Origin of the sequence: Chryseobacterium sp. WG23, assembly GCF_024586575.1 — a bacterium.
Lineage (GTDB): Bacteria > Bacteroidota > Bacteroidia > Flavobacteriales > Weeksellaceae > Chryseobacterium.
On record NZ_JALCZE010000008.1, the window covers coordinates 80,195 to 98,687 of the forward strand.

Below are 18,493 nucleotides of genomic sequence, written 5' to 3' on the forward strand. Positions count from 1 at the left end.
CTTAAAAAGCTTTAATTAAACGTGCTGCAATATAAGAATTGATCGAATTGGCATCTGTACCATAGGCTGCTAATGATCCTCCTGATCCACCAATTGTTCTGATGGAAGGAATAACCCTCAATTCAGCTCCGACGGGTAAAGTAATAGTCTGGGCAAAACTGCAAGTCTTGTTTCCCTGTGTATCCACAATAAATATGAGTGAATAGTTTGACTTGGTAACAATAGTCTCCCATGCTCCTCCGGATGTATATCTAGCCTGTAATGTCAGTTTAAATTCCGTAACCCCTATCTGGGCACCAAGAGAACCACCGGTAAATCCTAAAGCAGCTGCTACATCATAAATCCCAGCCTGCTTTATGGTTACTGTGCTTGCATTCTTCAATCCAAGGTTATCAACAAGAACTTCACTTTTGTCATCCGGAGCTAAATAGACCGCTGAGCCGGTTGAAAGACATAGCCCTAAACCGAATGCAATACAAGGAATTGAAATTCCCGAAGAAATCCCCAATCTTGATCCTTTAGGCTGATATATCCCCTGTATCTGTCTTGCCGGATTCCAGGCGTAGCCATCATACTTGTAATACTGATCGTCACTCTTATTGTAGATAAGGCCACCCACAAGATTAGGGTAATCATTATACAGATCCGTTACGGCAGCATTATATTTTGGAAAAGTGGTAAAGGTATTGGAATAAGGTAATATGATCCCTTTGGTTCCATCCTGAACTTTAACAATGTTTTTAGAGCTGTATATATCTCCTCCAATACCTACTTGTGCCTGCAAAAAGTATTGAAAAAAAACCGCTATAATTAATATTATCTTTTTCATCTTATTGCATATTTATTTTTTCAACAATAATTTCTGAGATAGAATTTCCTGTGGAATTCATAGCAAAGTACATATTAGTTCCCAAGCAGCCTCCAACAGTCATGGTCTGGTTGCCAAAGAATCTAAGTCTTGCTCTGTCATTTGCGTTAAAAACCCCCACATAAGTAAATGCCAATGACTGGCCTACATCTACGGATCCTATGGGTATTGAACCCAGTGCAAACAATCCTCCTGTAGTATTGCTTACCGTATTATTAATAGGTCTCCATGTTGCTCCGTTATCAGAACTAACTTCCAGATTCAATCTGGAATACAGATTAGTGGTTGCCCCTATACAGAGTGCCTCCCCTACATCTAACGGTCCGCTTTTAAACGAAAGCTTATATAAACCTCTTGTTTTAAAGTTGATCATATTGCTTGTGGTACTTACCAATGCTATATCATTTGAGATTTCATTCAAGGCAGGGCTGCTTGACGTAAAAGGAACATCTGTTGCAGCACATGTCCTGTCGGACCCGATAAAACAGGTGGGAGGAATAAGAGTACAGGGCTGGCAAGTAGTGGTAGTGGTACCACTTCTTATAAAGCGGGCCATTTTATTATTTTTCATCACCGTAACAATTGGATCTGAGATCTTCCAGCTTGTACCATCGTTCTGAACAATACTTCCTGTTTCTCTGTTGAATATTACAGAACCCTGCGTTCCATCTCCAATAGTACCCGTTAATGAAGTAGGAAGAACTCCTGCGGTGTTGGCTCTTGGCATTCGGGCTGCAAAATTATCCTGCTTTACATGCAGCTGCGTTCTGGTATCCGGATCAAACGTGAGATTTTTTGAAATCCCAACCTGAGCACTCATCCCAATAGGAATGAGGGAGAACATGATAATAGATTTTAATTTCATATTATTATTTTTTTTCAATTTGACTTAATAAATTTAATAAAATTTATTATAATATTTATTAAATTTCTATTAAAAATATAATAATATTAAAAAATAAAATAATTATATCAAAAAAAATCGCAACTAAAATGTGAATATTGCTTATAAATCAAGGAAAAAAATCAAAAAAAACAAAGAATATCACTAATTAGTGAATTTATATAAATATTGAAATTTATTTTTCTGTAATGAAATTAAAAAAAATCCGTTTCACAAATTGTGAAACGGACTTAAATCTTTTATTTTCGGACTCTTTTCGGCTTCTTTGCCTCTTCTTTAGCTCTTTCTTTTTCTATAGCATTTTGAGCTTCATCATAGAGCTCACTGTCTCCAGTATATTTTATTTCTTCGTTATTAGGGGTATCTACAAGAATATCCTGCCATTTCCTGATCCTGTCTTTAGTATTCCAATTAAAGTCAGGGAACTTTCTTTTTGCCGGTTCTATTTTACTCATAGGGTAAGTATCTGAAGTAGCTCCGATACTGCAGGAAATAATCTGCAGTCCTTTCTCTTCAAACAAAGCGCCAATAATACCGCAGGCTGAGAGCGTGATTCCTATTCTCTCCGGTTTTTTAGTCTCCTGATCTGTATCATCTACATACGCAATAGACTGTGCATTCCCCACAACCCTTGCTTCTTTAATGTCATTATTCTCATAGTAGACGGTCATAAATTTTCCTTTCACCTGATTGAACTCGTCTTTTAGGTTTAATGAATCTACTTTACTGATCGCCAGAGCATTTCCAATAACCTTCAGTGAGTCTATATTTTCATTTTTGGTATTAAAATAGGCTTCTACTTTATCTCCTGTTACCTGTTTTTCTCCACTCCAAAGAATAGGTTTCGTATACATATGCATGACTCCGTCTGTTTCATTGAAAGCAATAGAATCTGCTCTTCCCTGGGCATTTGATTTGTAAATACGGGCCTTTTTATAAGCTCGCAGAAAGCTTTTCTTTACGTTGATATCTAAGGAATCGGGTCTTTGGTAGGAAAGGATTTTTTCTGCTGCAAAATAAATTGAATCTTTTTCCATTACTTTTACAGCATAAGGGCTTTTGGTCATCATGGCAGAATCTTTTTTCTCAAAAATCTCACCATAGCCTCCTTTGATATACCTTTTTTCCTTAGGATCATCAAGCGTTACATTCCCTGTTGCTTTACCGAAACCGGTAAGCTGGTTGAAATACATGTCATCACCGGTAAGGATTTTGTCATTGTAAAAGATCCTGGAATTTTTATTCAGGAAAGCTTCCTTCGTTTCCATTCTGTAGGTACCTCTTTCCGTATATATCCTGTTTTTAGGATTAGCTCTGTTTGTAATGGTGGTAGGACCAAAAAACTCAGCCACTTTAGTATTCTGATTCTGCTTGATATTGACACCTTCGATAATATATTGTGCATTGTCTATTTTAACATTGCCTACAAAGTCGATCATTTTGGTGTTCAGAAAATAGGTGGCAGACTTTGTATACATTACATTACCCTGGCTGTCATTAATTGTTCCGCCGGTATTAAAGTAAGCCTGGTTGGAAAGCCTGTCATAATAAAGAATATCCGTTTTTATAGTCTGTTTGGGATCTGTAAGGACAACGTTTTTCCGGGCAACTCCCTTCTGGGTGTTACCGTCATATTCCATTTCTCCTGCTGTAATTACTGATCCGTCTGTGTTTTGAAGTCTTGTATTGCCTATGGCTTTTACAAAATTTTCTTCATTATACAGCACCACTTCGTCTGCAGTAAGGACAGATCCCTGATGTTCGATCTGAACATTGCCGGTAAAGTATTGGTTACCTTCGTATTTTGCAGGGTCTTTTATAATTTTATCCGCATGGATAATTTTTATTTTATCTTCGGGTCTCTGCGGTTGTGGTTTTGCCGTTGAAGGAGTCTGCAGGTACGGATCTCTTTTCACGGGAGTTTTATCCTGCGCAAAGACAAGCGTAGAAATACAGAGTAACAGAAAAAGGATTATTCTCATTAATTAATCATTCTTAGTGCCATAGAAATATAGCGAATGAGAATCAATTTTTACGCCAAATGCTTCTTCAATGGCTTCTTTGATTCCTTGAATTCTCGGGTCACAGAATTCAATAATTTCTTCAATTTCTTTATCAGAGTCTTTTTTATAGATCACAAGGTGATCATGCTGCTTATCAAAATAAGACTTCTCATAAGATGAAGAGGTTAACGTTTTTTCTCCAAACTGATGCTTACGAATAAGGCCTGCATCCAGGAAAATCTCAATAGTATTGTAAATAGTCGCTTTGGAAACATGATATTTTTTCTGCATCATCAGAAGATACAGATCATCAACGTTAAAGTGATGATCCATATTATAAATCTCTTCCAATATCGTGTATCTCTCAGGTGTGTTTCTAAACCCTTTTTCTAATAAGTAGTTTCTTAAAACATCCTTGATCAAAGCTATATTCTTTTCTTTTTGTACTGTATCCATTAAAAAAATTATCTACAAATTTATCGATTTTTATTTAAATAGATAGTATGGTTGTATACCCTTACGTTTAAGAATTGTGACGGAAGTACCCGGATTGCTCAATTTTATTGTCGTAAACGGTAAGTTCTGTAATCGGTGCAGATTCTACTTCAACGTTATGAGAAGACACTCCCCAAGCCTTAAAGTCATCACTTCCTATATACTTCACAAAGTTGTAAATATTAAGAACAATCTTCTGTTTAACAGTTAAAAGAATATCGTTAATATATGTATTATCTATAATTACATACTTCAAATCCGGCGGTATATCATGAGCTCTCAGAGAAGGGTGACTGCTTCTTGAAGGGATGGTACCATCTGCCATTAAGTCTTTCAGTACCATATTGAAATAATCATTAATTCTTCGGTCTACTTTAAACCCTAAAAGGAAATTAACTTTATAAACCGTCCCCGGAAGAATTTCGTCTACCGTATATTTGAATGTATATGGATCTTCCTGATTGACAATACTTAGAATAAAATAATGATCAGCTCTTTTCGGCTGTTTTTTAATGATAGAATAGATAATTTTTGATTCTACCTCATCATTTCTTTTTGCTCTGCTCAGATAAGCAAGATTGGTTGCATATTTTGGAATAGTCTCATCCAGTTTCATATCTTTAATGATAGATACATATTTATCTATTCTCACAAACTGGATAAATCTTGTTTTTATTAATCTTCCATTATACCATGCGTACATGGATATTCCTATAGAACCAGCCAGTACAACTGTAATCCAGCCACCTTCCATAAATTTAATAATATTGGCACTGAAGAAACCTAATTCAATAGCCATATATACTAAAGCAAAAACAAGTATCAGAACTTTGCTTACTCTGTGTTTTAGTAACCAGAAAACCAGCAGAACTGTTGTCATCAGCATCGTTACTGTAATAGAAAGACCATAGGCCGCTTCCATTTTTCCTGATTCTCTAAAATGGAGAACTACAATGATACAAAGAATTAAAAGTCCCCAATTGATTCTTGGGATATACATTTGTCCTTTAACTCCGGAAGGATAATCAATTTTCTGATTAGGCCATAAATTAAGAGACATTGCTTCTGAGAAAATGGTGAAAGAACCTGTAATTAATGCCTGGCTCGCAATAATTGCAGCAGCAGTGGCTAAAATTACTCCCGGTATAATCATCCATTCTTCCATAATTCCAAAGAATGGGTTTACTACAGAAAATCCAGGTTTATTATAATTGGTTAAAAGCCATGCTCCCTGTCCAAGATAGTTTAAAATAAGCATAACCTTAACAAATGCCCAGCTTACTCTTATATTTTTAGCACCACAGTGGCCCAAATCTGAGTAAAGAGCTTCTGCCCCGGTTGTACAAAGGAAAACAGCACCAAGAATAATAATTGCACTGGGTGAATTTGCGATAAGCTTATATGCATAATAAGGGTTGAAAGATCTTAAAATTTCAAAATTTTCACTCAAATGCATTACTCCTAAACCACCTAGCACCAGAAACCAGACAACCATTACAGGGCCGAAAAACTTCCCTATAAAGCTGGTTCCAAATTGCTGCACCACAAAAATAACAATCAAGATTCCAATCGTAATGGGAACAACAGGGGTGTGAGGATTGTATATTTCAAGACCTTCAATTGCTGACATTACAGTAAGTGACGGTGTAATCACTCCATCTGCAATAAGTGCCGCTGCTCCTACGATTGCAATAAGATAGAGCCATCCTTTTTTAAGGTTTCTAACTAATGAGAACAAAGCCAAAATACCTCCTTCTCCTTTGTTATCCGCTCTTAAAGCAATGATTACATATTTGATGGTAGTCTGAAGCGTCAACGTCCAGATGATACAGGACAACGCTCCTTCTATGTATTCGTTGAAAGGCATATTACTACCTCCTGCCCGTGCATTCACAATTGCTTTCATCACGTAAAGCGGTGATGTACCGATATCTCCGAAAACAATTCCTAAAGAGACTAAAACTCCAATAAAGGAAAGTTTTTTTATATCAAAATGATAACCATCTTCTGTAACGTCTGCCATGTCAGCTTATTTATTTTTAAACGGGCAAATTTATATTAATTTTATGACTCAACGAACTTTTATTCATGAATATAATAAATGAAAAAACTTCCTTTCGGAAGTTTTTCTCTATTATTACTTAACGTACATTGCTTTTTTAATTTCCTCTTTTACTTTTTCAAGCTTAGGGAACCATTCTGCAAACAGGGCTGCAGAATAAGGTGCAGGTGCATCAGGAGTGGTAATTCTCTTGATTGGAGCATCTAAATAATCGAATGCTTTTTGCTGTACCATGTATGTAATTTCTGAAGATATTGAACCAAATGGCCAAGCCTCTTCTAAGATAACTAATCTATTTGTTTTCTTTACAGATTCTAAAACGGTATCAAAATCAAGAGGACGAACTGTTCTAAGGTCAATAACTTCTACAGAAATTCCTTCTTTAGCCATATCTTCAGCCGCCTGAATAGCTAACTTCATGATTTTACCGAAAGAAACCAAAGTAACATCTGTACCTTCTCTTTTGATATCTGCCTTTCCTATTGGTAAATAGTATTCTTCTTCAGGAATTTCCATTTTATCTCCATACATCTGCTCAGATTCCATGAAGATCACCGGATCGTTATCCTGAATGGCTGTTTTCAATAATCCTTTTGCATCATATGGGTTAGAAGGTACTACCACCTTAAGTCCGGGACAGTTGGCAAACCAACCTTCAAAAGCCTGAGAGTGGGTAGCTCCCAGCTGTCCTGCCGAAGCAGTAGGACCACGGAAAACGATTGGGCAGTTCCACTGTCCACCACTCATCTGACGGATCTTTGCCGCATTATTGATAATCTGATCAATTCCTACCAGAGAGAAATTGAATGTCATAAATTCTACGATTGGTCTGTTACCATTCATTGCAGCTCCCACAGAGATTCCTGTAAATCCAAGTTCTGCAATCGGTGTATCGATTACTCTTTTTGGACCAAATTCATCCAGCATTCCTTTTGAAGCTTTATATGCACCATTATATTCTGCAACTTCCTCCCCCATCAAATAGATGGATTCGTCTTTACGCATTTCCTCGCTCATTGCCTGTGCAATTACCTCACGAAAAGTATATTCTGCCATATTTTCTTGAAAAATTTAGACTACAAAAATAGTGTTTTTTTATTATACACATCATAAAAAAGGTATCTCATTTGAACGAGATACGTTAATATTAATTTTATTTAAATTGCTTTTTCTTCCTGATAGCCGAGTTCTTTATAGTTTTTTCTAAGATCCTGAAGAATTTTCCCGTAGGTTCTTTTATATACTATATACAAAATGTAAAAGGTGATCATCAGGATAATTCCAAAAATAACATAGTTTCCAAGCACCGGCATTATTGTTTCAGAATCGGCAGGTAATACTTTAGTACCGCCGCCACTATTCCAGCCGTCTTTTAAACCTGCCATAAAATCCCTGGTATTATGATCAAAGTGAATGATATTATCTGTAACAGCTAAGAGTAATGAAATAAATGCATATCCAAAAATAAGCCTCCTTAAGTTTAAAATACTTTTCATCAATGTCATACTATCCTGCCCGCTTTTCATTCTGCGGAAGACGAAAACAATTAATCCTGTAAAAATCAGAAACATCATTATTCTTACATAAGGAAATTCTTTGTTCAGATATCCATATGCAGTCCACAGTATCATTTCAACCAGTCCTACAAACAACAATATTTTGGTTATAGAAACAGATTTAAGTTTTATCATTTTATAAATTTCATTTTCCGAATATTCCTTAAATTCTTCCGATTTTTTATTCCAGTCTTTTTTTAGCAATTCCAGTTCTTCCATATTATTGTATGCTTATTTTGGTTTTTAAATTATTCTTTGCTCTGTTCATTTTTACTCTTGCATTTCCTTCTGTTACTCCGAGGATCTCACCTATTTCTTTATAAGGCCGATCTTCCAGATACAACATAATTAAGGCTTTTTCCACATCAGAAAGTTTATAAATTGCTTCGTACATTTTTTTCAATTGATGTTCATCATCTTCATAATTCTGATATTCAATTGTAAGAGATGAGACATCCACTTCTACGGTTTTCATTTTTCTGTTTCCGGGGCTCCTGAATAAAGTAATTGCAGTATTAAGCGCCACACGGTACATCCAGGTAGAAAATTTAGATTCCCCTTTAAATCCAGGAAATGATTTCCACAGCTGTATGGTGATTTCCTGGAAAAGGTCTTCATGATCTTCAGTATTATCGGTGTATATTTTACATATCTTGTGGATTAATTTTTGATTGGGTTTAAAAAAATCCACAAATAATTTCTCCTGTTTTGCACTCATACCCTATAAGTGGGGAAATTTCATTTTCGTTACAGTTTTTTTACAAAAAAAAACGACATTCCATTTCTGAAATGCCGTCTTAAAATTCTATTTAAACTTAAATTAATTAGCTTTCTCCCAAACCTGGGTTCTTCCTAATAAAGATAATCCTAAGTAACCTCTTACATTTAATTTATCTCCACTTTTTGTAATGGTACATTTGTAGGTTTTTCCTGTTTTAGGATCCGTAATACTTCCTCCTGTAAATTCATCACCTTCTTTTTTCAATCCTCTGATGATTTCTAATCCCAGAATTGGTTTACCTTTTCTGTCATCCTTGCAAGAAGTACAGTTCGGATCAGCTGGTTTTACAAGTAACTGAGAAACCTTCCCATAATATTTTCCATCTGATTTTTTAAATATTTCTACAATAGATTTAGCTTGCTTGGTTTCATCATCTATTGTTTTCCATTTGCCTTCTATCTGTGCGAATGAAAGCACACTGAATAGTGAAAGCGCGAATGTTAATAACAGTTTTTTCATATTTCTTATCGTTTTAATTCTGATACCGTAGTCTTTCCTACGTATTGATAAAAATATAAATTAATTTTCAACAAACAAAAACTTTTGTTATACAAAGCATAAAACGTAAGAAACTTTCTTTATTTTCATTAGTGTCCTACCTTGCTGTCTTTTTAGGCTCACTCAGTTTTCTGTTGATCACTCTATTCATATAATCCTGATACCAGGCTTTTGCCGTTTGTTTTCCTTTTTCTATTTCAGGAGTTTTAAGCTTACCTATCAAATTATTTTCAAGTCCCAGATCACTTTTATCATACACTCCTATGATCTCTTTACCATCAAAACGATAGATATAGTTCCCAATAATAAACTGCTCTGAAGTTCCGTCGGAATTAACTACAATAGAGGGATACTTTTTTTCACTTACTAAGCTTCTTCCCCAGCTTCTTAAAGGTTTATTATAGCCGATAAGGTCTGCTAAAGTGGGATAAATATCGATCTGCTGAGCCGTCTCTGGATTTTCTCCCTTAAGCTGGTATTCAGGGTTGGGAGAATAAAAAATCAGCGGAACAGCAAAACGGTTCATGGCTTTTTCATATTCCGGATAGTACACCTGATTGGTATGATCTCCTGTAAAAACAAAAATTGTATTATTGAACCAAGGTTGTTTTTTAGCTGTTTCAAAATATTTTTTTATAGCATAATCCGTATACTGAATAGGTTCATGCATTTCTATTTTTCCTTTTTTAAATTTCCCCTGATATTTTTCCGGAATTTTAAAAGGGTGGTGAGATGAAGCCGTAAACACGGTAGTCATAAAAGGTTGTGTTTTTCCTACATTTTTAGCAAAATACTGAAGGAATGGCTCGTCCCATATAGCCCACATACCGTCAAAATCTTCATCATGGTTGTACTCTGTCTTTCCAAAGTAATGTTTAAATCCTAAAATATTTCCAAATCCGAGAAATCCCATTGAACCGTTGGGTGCACCATGATAAAAAGAAGTATCATAGCCTAATTCATTACACACCGAGACAATAGACTGAATTTTCTGATTGGAATAGGGTGATCCTGTAAAAGCATCCGTAAGACTCGGGATACCGGCCAATACGCTGCTCATCCCATGGATAGACTGTCTTCCATTCGCAAATGCATTAGGAACAATAAGACTCTGTGTTGCTAAGCTATCTATAAACGGAGTGTAGGAAACATAGTCTTTGATATTTTTATCTTTATTAAAAGCCCCGGAATACTCGCGCCCGAAGGATTCTACAATAAAGATAACAATATTGGGGCGGTGTTCTACTTTCCTGTCGTACACTTTATAAGGCTGCACATTTTCCTCAATATATTTCTCATCTACAAAATGAACTTCTTTAAAACTATTGGTACCCAATGTTCTGAAAAAGGAGAAAGTACTGTTCAAAACTACATTTCCCTGAAGTGGATTGGTTACAAAACGGTTGGCATCTACCATATTGATAGGTCTTGTACTGTGCTTAAAGTCACCACGGATTCCTCCTACTACCAAAACGGCCGTAATACATAAAATGACGATGGAGGAAAGGAAATAAGGCAATAGTTTTGCCGGTTTCTGCTCCTCAATTTTCAGTTTTTTATATAGAAATACCCATAATCCCATCAAAACAACAAACCATATCAGCACAAAAGGATGCTCACCTACAGAGATCATGAATGTTTTCGAAAGATTAGACTCGTGCTCTGCTACCTGCAATGCTGCTGAAGTAAGCCTCGACTGTGAAAATTTGTAGTAAATAAAATCACCAAAATTCATTGAATAAGCAATCCCATTGGTCACAAAATAGATCCAGAATAGAATTTTCTGAAACACTTTTTTGGTATTAATCACCAATGGCAGCAGACTTAAAAGTATAAACAATGAATTGACATATAAAATTGCAGTCGTATCAAAAGCTATCCCGTGATACGCCAGTTTTATATAATCCGAAACCGAGTCAATTTTTATCAGATCTTTATTAAAATACCAGAATAAAAATCTGGAAATCTGATAAAAAAAATATGTTAAAAAGATCCTGTACCCTAACACCAGAATCTCTTGTTTTCTAAATCCCTTTTTCATTACCTGCAAAGGAAATTAAAATTATTTACATACAAATAAAAAAATATTCAAATAATAAATTTATCGTGAATTATCCAATATAAAATTAATCTATTTCTGTTTTAAATTTAAAATTATAGAAACAGATACCAATAAAGGCAACAATAGCTGTAATAAAAGAAAATAATAGGGCCGTAGAAACAGAAGTTTCAGCATTAAAGGTAAAGTACTGCGCCGCCTTCATAAAGAGCCACTCTCTTACTCCCAACCCCGAAAAAGAAATGATACTGAGTACCGCACTGATAAGAAAGACTATAAAATAGATCCAGACCCCTTCGATCTGGGTGAATGACTTCAAAATAAAATAGATGGTAACAAGCTGGAGAATCTGCACTCCCAGTGAATACAGCAGTGCCCGGGAAAATATTCTTTTGAACCCGGGAAAGTATTTTGTACAAAAAAGATGGGCTGCAACAATCGTAAGACTAACCGCAGGAATTATTAACAACTTCAATGCACCATCCAGAATTAAGAATGTCAGCATCTCGATTAAAAGGATGATTGCCAATAACCCCGAAAGCCTGTCAATAAATACAGAGCCGGTTAATTTCTTCACACTCCATCCGAATTTTTTATTAAGGATATATACTTTATAGGCATCTCCCCCTATTCCTCCGGGAATACAGAAATTATAAAACATCCCCACAAGGTATAGTTTCAGGTTATCTATCTTATTGATAAGAAAATTTTCTGCATGAAAGTATAATAAAAGTCTTTGGGATGAAATGAGTTGAGAGACGGTAAAAGTGATAAGGGCAGGCACTAAAAAAAGGAAGTTACTGGCTGTAATATGGTCCCAGGCATCAGAGAATGAGATTTTCCTGAAAACAAGATACAAAAGAAGCAGGCTGACGCCAATCTTCAGGAGTGTAATGACTATTTTCTTCAGCTTTTTCAAAAGACAGATATTTTACGGATATTAAACGGTCTCTTTTTTTGAGATTCATAATAGGTCTTCATAAGAAGGTCTATAATAATACCTGTAGTAAAAAGCTGGATTCCTACAAAGACCAGCAGAATTCCTAGAATCAATAACGGCCTTCCTCCAATTGAATATCCCATACACTTTTCAATAAGCAGATAGATATTGATCAGCATTCCGGATATAAAAGTAGCAAGTCCTATATTCCCGAATAGATAGATCGGTTTCTGGAGATACTTTTGGTTAAATAATAACAAAATCAGATCATTGATAACCTTTGTAGTTCTTCCTATTCCATATTTTGAAACCCCAAACTGTCTGGCATGATGCTTTATGGGTACTTCTGTAATTCTTGCTCCGTTAAGATGGGCATGAAGTGTAATAAACCTGTGGGACTCTCCATAAAGATCAAGATTTTTGGCTGTTTCGCTATTGAAAACTTTCAATGCACATCCATGATCCGTTACATTGAGTTTCGTGGTTCTCCTGATGATAAAATTAGCTATTTTGGAAGGAAAGGTTCTTACCAGATTATCCTGTCTTTTTTGACGCTTTCCAATCACAAGATCATATTCATTTTCATTAATCTTTTTTATCATCATCGGAATATCGGAAGGATCATTCTGCATATCCCCATCCATTGTTATAATATAATCTCCTGAAGCATAATCTATCCCAGCCATCAGTGCAGAACTTTGCCCATAATTTTTTGTCAGTTCTATTAAAACTACGTCAGAAGTAGCCATATTTTTAATAGCCATCGCCGTCCTGTCTGTTGAAAAATCATCAACCAGGATAAGTTCATAGCGGTACTCTTTCATGATATCCTTAACGGCATTAATGAGCAGCGGAACATTTTCTTCTTCATTATAAAGAGGAACCACAATAGAATAAAACTTATCTGGATTCATCATAAGGCCATGATTTTATAAACATAATGGATTTTTCTATCTGTATAATTTTTAGAATGAGGTCCTTCTTCATTGTCATCAAATACCCCGATATAAACAGGTTTCCAGCCTAAATCTTCCAATGTTTTTAAAGATTCAGGTTTATTGGAGTTCATGGCAATATAAAATTCCTTATCAGCCGGATATGTTTTCGGATTTCCAGGCTGTATTTCTGGCATAAGCTTCTGATATTTAAACCAAACCTCAGGTGAGTATTCCGAATAGGTGTATAGTCTTAGATTTTCATGATGAAGCTTAGCTTTAATAGTGGTAAGGCTTTTAAATTCTTTATTATTACTCAGCATTTTATCCAAGACAGGAAGTCCAAAAATCCCTGTATAGATCATTAACACTATAACACTGCAGAAAGCATACTGAAAATTCTGCTTTATATATATGAAGTAGACTAGGCTTACACAGGTAACGAAAGCTGCTGCAGAAAATAAAACAGTGTTGATCTCAACCGTTAGGGGCAGGAAATATATACCTACTGAAATAGCCAGTGAAACAATGGCAAGTGCCGTAAATATGGCCTTATTCAGATGAAGTTCCCATTTTTTCAAGTCTAAACTATGAAAGAGATAATGGAGGTAATATCCTGTAGTGGCAGCGAGAGGTACCATCATAGGAAAGAGATAACGTTCTTTTTTTGAAGGAATAAGTGAAAGTAAGATTAATGAAAACAGAGTCCAGTAAAAGAAAAGCATATAAATTTCAGGTTGCTTCACTCTTTTTTTTACCATTGGAAAAGCAAGTCCTACCACAGAGTAAAAAATCCAGACTCCGGTTTGTACAGGAAAGCTTAAATATCTTGTAAACGGTTTTGCATCCCGGTTTTCTCTGGCTAAGGCTTCTTTTTTCATAATGGCCAGGAAGGTGTCAGAATCCGCAAGATAGATATAAAGGTACCATGAAAACCCAATCATGACCGCAATGACAGAACATAAGGCAATTCCTTTAATGTCCACCCATTTAGGCATTCCAAAAGTAATGACATACCCCATAATAAGAGGAATAAGTAATACATAAGGGCCTGTAGGACCCTTACTTAATATAGAAAGTCCAAAAAACACTCCCGCAAAAAGATAATTAGGAATAGATTTTATCTTTTTCAAGGCTAAAAGAAAATAATAAATCCCAATCACCATAAAGCTGTAGCTATAAATATCCCAGTTGGCTCTTCTTCCTACATAAATTACCAGAAAATTGGTAACTAAGACAAGGGATGATATAAGCGCAATATGGGTATTCCTTGAAAGAAGATCGACAATTTTATAAAAATATATGATCAGCAGCATACAGGATAATGCGGCCGGAAATCTTAAAGCAGTGATATTATCAAAACCAAAAATTTGTCCCATCCAGGCACTCAACCAGGTAGGAAGTGGTGGTTTTTCATATCTTGGAATACCATTCATGGTGGTGAAGATCCAATGTCCTTCTTCGGCCATTTCCCGTGCAGAAACAAAATTCCTGGCTTCCATAATATCTACGTATAATTTTCCCAAATGGGCAAAAAGCAGGATAGCAACAGCAACAAGCAGTAAATAAAATAATTGTTTCTGACTTTTCATATACTAAAGCATTTATTGATGTACATCCATTTGTTCATAGTTAAAGGACATTCCTTTATAGTTTGTGTTTTTTATTTTCAATGATTCTCTTTAGAAAAAATTTCTTTTGTATTAAGTGGATTATAGACGATAAGAAACATAGTCAGCGCAAAAGCAAATTCCCAGACTTCCCATTTTCTGGAATGATTAATCAGTAACAGAATAATTGCTGTAACAATGATAAAAAATAGGAGGTGAATGGGTCTGGCTATCGAAATTCCAAATTTGTCTATAAGCTTTTTTATTTTGGGGACCCTGTGCCATACTATAGGAAGAACAAGAAAATAAATCCCGAAACCGATAGACAGCATATTCGAAAACACCAATTTATTAAGCTTTACATGGCCTATCACCAAATTATGAAGATTGGTCTCCTGCTGTGCATTATTTAGCTTGAAAAAATCTGAAGATTGAATTTGGAAAATGCGCTGTCCCCATGAAATTTCTTCTCCTCCACCGAAAAAAAAAGCCACAATCATTAAAACAATACTTATTTTCCATGACAGCGTATAATGTCCCTGATATTTGAAAAATTTTATCAACAGTATAAAACTGGTGAAAAACAGAAAAATAGAGGTGAGATCTTCGTAAAACCCATCTTCTTCTACAAGATGATCAAAGTATAAAGAATCTGTAAAAAATACATACACCGCGTAAGCAATTGCAATCAAAAGCAAGACGAGAATTACTTTTTCAAAAAAACTCAGCTGTTTTCTATTATCATTTACTTTTTCCCCAATAGAAGATTCTGTAGAACTCTTTTCAGTAATGCTATTTTTTTCCATAGGTTATTTGTTATTTTAATAATTGGCATCCTATAATTCATCCCACTGATCTAATAAATTGCCGTTCTGAAAGCAAAATTATACATGAATATCCTGTCGGTTATTGTTTGAATTTCCCTTTTTATGGTTTTAAGCTCTCCATATTGGGAATTAGCATTATCATCTATATAATTGTAATGCATAACAGGTGTTTCATGAAATTAATATGAAACATTCTAAGTTTTAATTTCTTATTTTTGCAGCTATGAATTTTATAAAAAATAATCTGGCCAACGCCTTAACCCTGGCTAATTTACTTGCAGGCTGTATAGGTGCAATACATCTTATTTTAGGAGATTATCAGACAACGGCAATTTGCCTTATCTTGTCTTCGATCTTCGATTTTTTTGACGGTTTTGTAGCCAGAGCTTTAAAATCAAATTCCAATCTCGGTCTTCAGCTTGATTCCCTTGCTGATATGGTAAGCTTTGGACTGATTCCCGGGCTTACGATGTATAAAGCACTGGAGCCTTTTGGAACCGAACTCTTCGGGCTTCATTTACCCTTTGAAATCAAATATATAGGATTACTGGTTACCCTTTTCTCCTGCTTACGGTTGGCGATCTTTAACCTTGACGAAGAACAGAAGTATTATTTCAAAGGATTGAACACGCCTACCAATACAGTGCTTTTATTCGGATTATATTATGCGTTTAAAGAAACCCACTCTTTCAGCTTTTTATTTGAAAATGAACTCTTTTTGGTTTTATTAACCATTGTTACATCATGGCTTTTAATCAGCCCGATTAAGATGATGGCCATGAAATTTAAATCCACACAACTAAAAGATAACTATCCAAAAATCGTATTATTAGCGGGAGGTGTTGCTATTCTGGCCATATTCCGGATTGTAGGAATCCCAATACTTGTCATTTATTACATGTTGGTATCCCTTATTTTCCAGAGACAACTGAAATAAAAAATAAAGCCAGACGGCATCAATACATATTATCACTTATTCAAATTATCACTATCAACATGAATTTAAAACTCCATAAACCGCTTTGTATTTTTGATCTTGAAACAACAGGAACGAATATCGGAAAAGACAGAATTGTTGAAATCTGTATTCTCAAAGTAAACCCTGATGCTTCCAGAGAAAGCAAAACATGGCGTGTAAACCCGGGAATGCCTATTCCTAAAGAATCCAGTGAAATTCACGGAATTTATGACGAAGATGTAAAAGAGGCTCCTGCTTTCAGAGAAATTGCCCCTAAAATAATGGAAATGCTTACCGGAAGTGACCTGGGAGGCTTTAATTCCAACAGATTCGACGTTCCTTTATTGGCTGAAGAACTTCTGAGGGTAGAAATTGATTTTGATCTCAGCAAATTCAGACTGGTGGATGCACAGACAATTTTCCATAAAAAAGAACCTAGAAACTTAGGTGCCGCCTACCAGTTTTACTGTGGGAAAACATTAGAAAATGCCCATTCTGCAGAGGCTGATGTAATGGCAACTTTTGAGGTACTTGATGCACAGATAGGAAAATATGATGATATTCCGAATGAAATAGCTCCTTTAAGTGAGTTTACTTTTCATAATAAAAATGCAGATCTTGCAGGTTTTATAGGATATAATGAAAAAAAGGAAGAAGTTTTCAACTTTGGAAAATATAAAGGCCAGGGAGTAAAAGCTATATTCCAAAAGGATCTTGGCTACTACGGATGGCTTCAGAATGCCGATTTTCCATTGTATACCAAGAAAGTTTTTACAAAGATTCAACTGACAGGAAAATTTTAAAAAATGGCTAACCTGATTCTTCTACGATTTCATGATAATGCCCTTGAAGCCAATAGGGATAAGCAGATATTGGCTGAAAATGGGATTAACAGCTTCATTGCCAATGAACAGCTCATCCAGTCGGACTGGCTGCTTTCTCAGGCTGTAGGAGGAATTCAGCTTCAGGTCTTTGAAAATGATTTGGAAAAGGCGAAACAGATTCTTCAGGATTATAAAGATAACGAAGAATATTCGCTGGAGGTAGACCATACTATTGAAAACCCGGAATTCAGTTTTGTCTGTCCGAAATGTGGTTCCAATCATATTTATCAGGATGAAAAACCCGGTGGTATTTTCGGGATCAGCTGGTTGATTATTGGAATTCCGATAAAAATCCCTAAAAACCAATACCATTGTTACTATTGTGGTAGTGAGTTTACCCATTAAAAATAAAAGTTATGAAAATAATCTGTATAGGAAGAAACTATAGCGAGCATGCGAAAGAATTAGGGAATGAAATCCCTGATAATCCTGTCATTTTTATGAAACCCGATACAGCGGTTTTAAAAGGGAATGATTTTTATATTCCTGAATTCTCAAATGATATCCACTACGAGCTTGAAGTAGTGGTAAAAATTTCAAAAGGAGGAAAATACATTCAGAAAGAAATTGCTCACAAGCACTATGAAGAAATTAGCTTAGGAATAGATTTTACGGCCAGAGACCTTCAGAGTGAACTGAAATCGAAGGGCCTTCCTTGGGAACTTGCCAAAGGATTTGATGGTTCTGCGGTGGTAGGGAATTTCTTTAAGAGAGAGAATTATACTCTTAATAAATTGTCATTTTCCCTTCTTAAAAACAAAGAGAAGGTTCAGGATGGTAATACCCGGGATATGATTTTCAGCATTGATGATATCATCGCCTTTGCCTCTCAATATTTTACTTTAAGAGTGGGCGACCTTATTTTTACAGGAACTCCAAAAGGGGTTGGAAAAGTAGAGGAAAACGATATTCTGGAAGCCTATCTTGAGGATGAAAAAATCCTTGATATCCGAATATTATAAAGTAAAACTATCGATTTTTCGACAAAAACAATACGTTTTATCTGTCATCAGAAAAATCTTAAAATCTCAGCCTCATCCGTTCAGGATGGGGCTGAATCTGTTTTGGTGTTCTTCAATAATCTTAATCTTTATAAAAATTAGATTAGGATTC

At 35.4% G+C, this 18,493-nt stretch carries 18 protein-coding genes; 4 read left to right on the forward strand and 14 right to left on the reverse strand.

Annotation, left to right across the window (positions count from 1 at the left end; all coding sequences use genetic code 11):
• Position 1: 1 nt before the first annotated feature.
• The 14 genes from MP477_RS13425 to MP477_RS13490 form a co-directional block, all read right to left on the reverse strand.
• A complete protein-coding gene (locus tag MP477_RS13425) occupies positions 2-829 on the reverse strand; it encodes a hypothetical protein (protein ID WP_230040599.1) in 828 nt (275 codons plus the stop codon).
• A 1-nt stretch (position 830) separates the two neighbouring features.
• Entirely contained in the window at positions 831-1,733 is a 903-nt protein-coding gene (locus MP477_RS13430; protein ID WP_257190815.1) for a hypothetical protein, read from the reverse strand.
• Positions 1,734-2,011: 278 nt separating this feature from the next.
• Positions 2,012-3,754: an OstA-like protein gene (locus MP477_RS13435; RefSeq protein WP_257190816.1), complete on the reverse strand. Its 1,743-nt coding sequence runs from the start codon at positions 3,752-3,754 to the stop codon at positions 2,012-2,014.
• Positions 3,755-3,757: 3 nt separating this feature from the next.
• Complete coding sequence (locus tag MP477_RS13440; protein WP_027374694.1) at positions 3,758-4,231, reverse strand: Fur family transcriptional regulator; 474 nt, start codon at positions 4,229-4,231, stop codon at positions 3,758-3,760.
• Between the two features lie 67 nt (positions 4,232-4,298).
• Complete coding sequence (locus MP477_RS13445) at positions 4,299-6,293, reverse strand: KUP/HAK/KT family potassium transporter (protein ID WP_230040611.1); 1,995 nt, start codon at positions 6,291-6,293, stop codon at positions 4,299-4,301.
• 114 nt (positions 6,294-6,407) lie between these two features.
• Entirely contained in the window at positions 6,408-7,388 is a 981-nt protein-coding gene (locus MP477_RS13450) for a pyruvate dehydrogenase complex E1 component subunit beta (protein WP_047488092.1), read from the reverse strand.
• A gap of 101 nt (positions 7,389-7,489) precedes the next feature.
• The gene (locus tag MP477_RS13455; protein ID WP_257190817.1) at positions 7,490-8,107 is read right to left on the reverse strand and encodes a hypothetical protein; all 618 of its coding nucleotides are present in this window, start codon (positions 8,105-8,107) and stop codon (positions 7,490-7,492) included.
• 1 nt (position 8,108) lies between these two features.
• Entirely contained in the window at positions 8,109-8,606 is a 498-nt protein-coding gene (locus tag MP477_RS13460) for an RNA polymerase sigma factor (protein WP_257190818.1), read from the reverse strand.
• A gap of 102 nt (positions 8,607-8,708) precedes the next feature.
• Positions 8,709-9,128 (reverse strand): DUF2147 domain-containing protein, encoded by a 420-nt coding sequence (locus MP477_RS13465; protein ID WP_257190819.1) that lies wholly within the window; start codon positions 9,126-9,128, stop codon positions 8,709-8,711.
• Between the two features lie 136 nt (positions 9,129-9,264).
• A complete protein-coding gene (locus tag MP477_RS13470; protein ID WP_257190820.1) occupies positions 9,265-11,208 on the reverse strand; it encodes an LTA synthase family protein in 1,944 nt (647 codons plus the stop codon).
• Positions 11,209-11,293: 85 nt separating this feature from the next.
• The gene (locus MP477_RS13475; RefSeq protein ID WP_257190821.1) at positions 11,294-12,145 is read right to left on the reverse strand and encodes a lysylphosphatidylglycerol synthase transmembrane domain-containing protein; all 852 of its coding nucleotides are present in this window, start codon (positions 12,143-12,145) and stop codon (positions 11,294-11,296) included.
• Positions 12,142-13,083 (reverse strand): glycosyltransferase family 2 protein, encoded by a 942-nt coding sequence (locus MP477_RS13480; RefSeq protein ID WP_306552761.1) that lies wholly within the window; start codon positions 13,081-13,083, stop codon positions 12,142-12,144. Before MP477_RS13480 ends, MP477_RS13475 begins: the two co-directional genes overlap by 4 nt.
• Positions 13,080-14,693, reverse strand: coding sequence for a glycosyltransferase family 39 protein (locus MP477_RS13485; protein ID WP_257190822.1), 1,614 nt, complete (start codon positions 14,691-14,693; stop codon positions 13,080-13,082). The genes MP477_RS13480 and MP477_RS13485 overlap by 4 nt, the downstream gene beginning before the upstream one ends.
• A 77-nt stretch (positions 14,694-14,770) precedes the next feature.
• Positions 14,771-15,517 carry a hypothetical protein gene (locus MP477_RS13490; RefSeq protein ID WP_257190823.1) on the reverse strand — a complete coding sequence of 249 codons (747 nt, stop codon included), beginning with the start codon at positions 15,515-15,517 and terminating at the stop codon, positions 14,771-14,773.
• A gap of 244 nt (positions 15,518-15,761) precedes the next feature.
• On the opposite strand from MP477_RS13490, the gene MP477_RS13495 reads away from it, so the two are divergent.
• Genes MP477_RS13495 through MP477_RS13510 form a run of 4 tightly spaced genes read left to right on the forward strand, consistent with a single transcriptional unit; the run spans position 15,762 to position 18,342 of the window.
• Positions 15,762-16,475, forward strand: a complete 714-nt coding sequence (locus MP477_RS13495; protein ID WP_257190824.1) for a phosphatidylcholine/phosphatidylserine synthase — start codon at positions 15,762-15,764, stop codon at positions 16,473-16,475.
• Between the two features lie 59 nt (positions 16,476-16,534).
• Positions 16,535-17,299 carry a 3'-5' exonuclease gene (locus MP477_RS13500; protein ID WP_257190825.1) on the forward strand — a complete coding sequence of 255 codons (765 nt, stop codon included), beginning with the start codon at positions 16,535-16,537 and terminating at the stop codon, positions 17,297-17,299.
• Positions 17,300-17,302: 3 nt separating this feature from the next.
• Positions 17,303-17,725 (forward strand): DUF2007 domain-containing protein, encoded by a 423-nt coding sequence (locus MP477_RS13505; protein WP_230040635.1) that lies wholly within the window; start codon positions 17,303-17,305, stop codon positions 17,723-17,725.
• Positions 17,726-17,736: 11 nt separating this feature from the next.
• A complete protein-coding gene (locus tag MP477_RS13510; RefSeq protein ID WP_230040636.1) occupies positions 17,737-18,342 on the forward strand; it encodes a fumarylacetoacetate hydrolase family protein in 606 nt (201 codons plus the stop codon).
• The last annotated feature ends 151 nt before the right edge of the window (positions 18,343-18,493 follow it).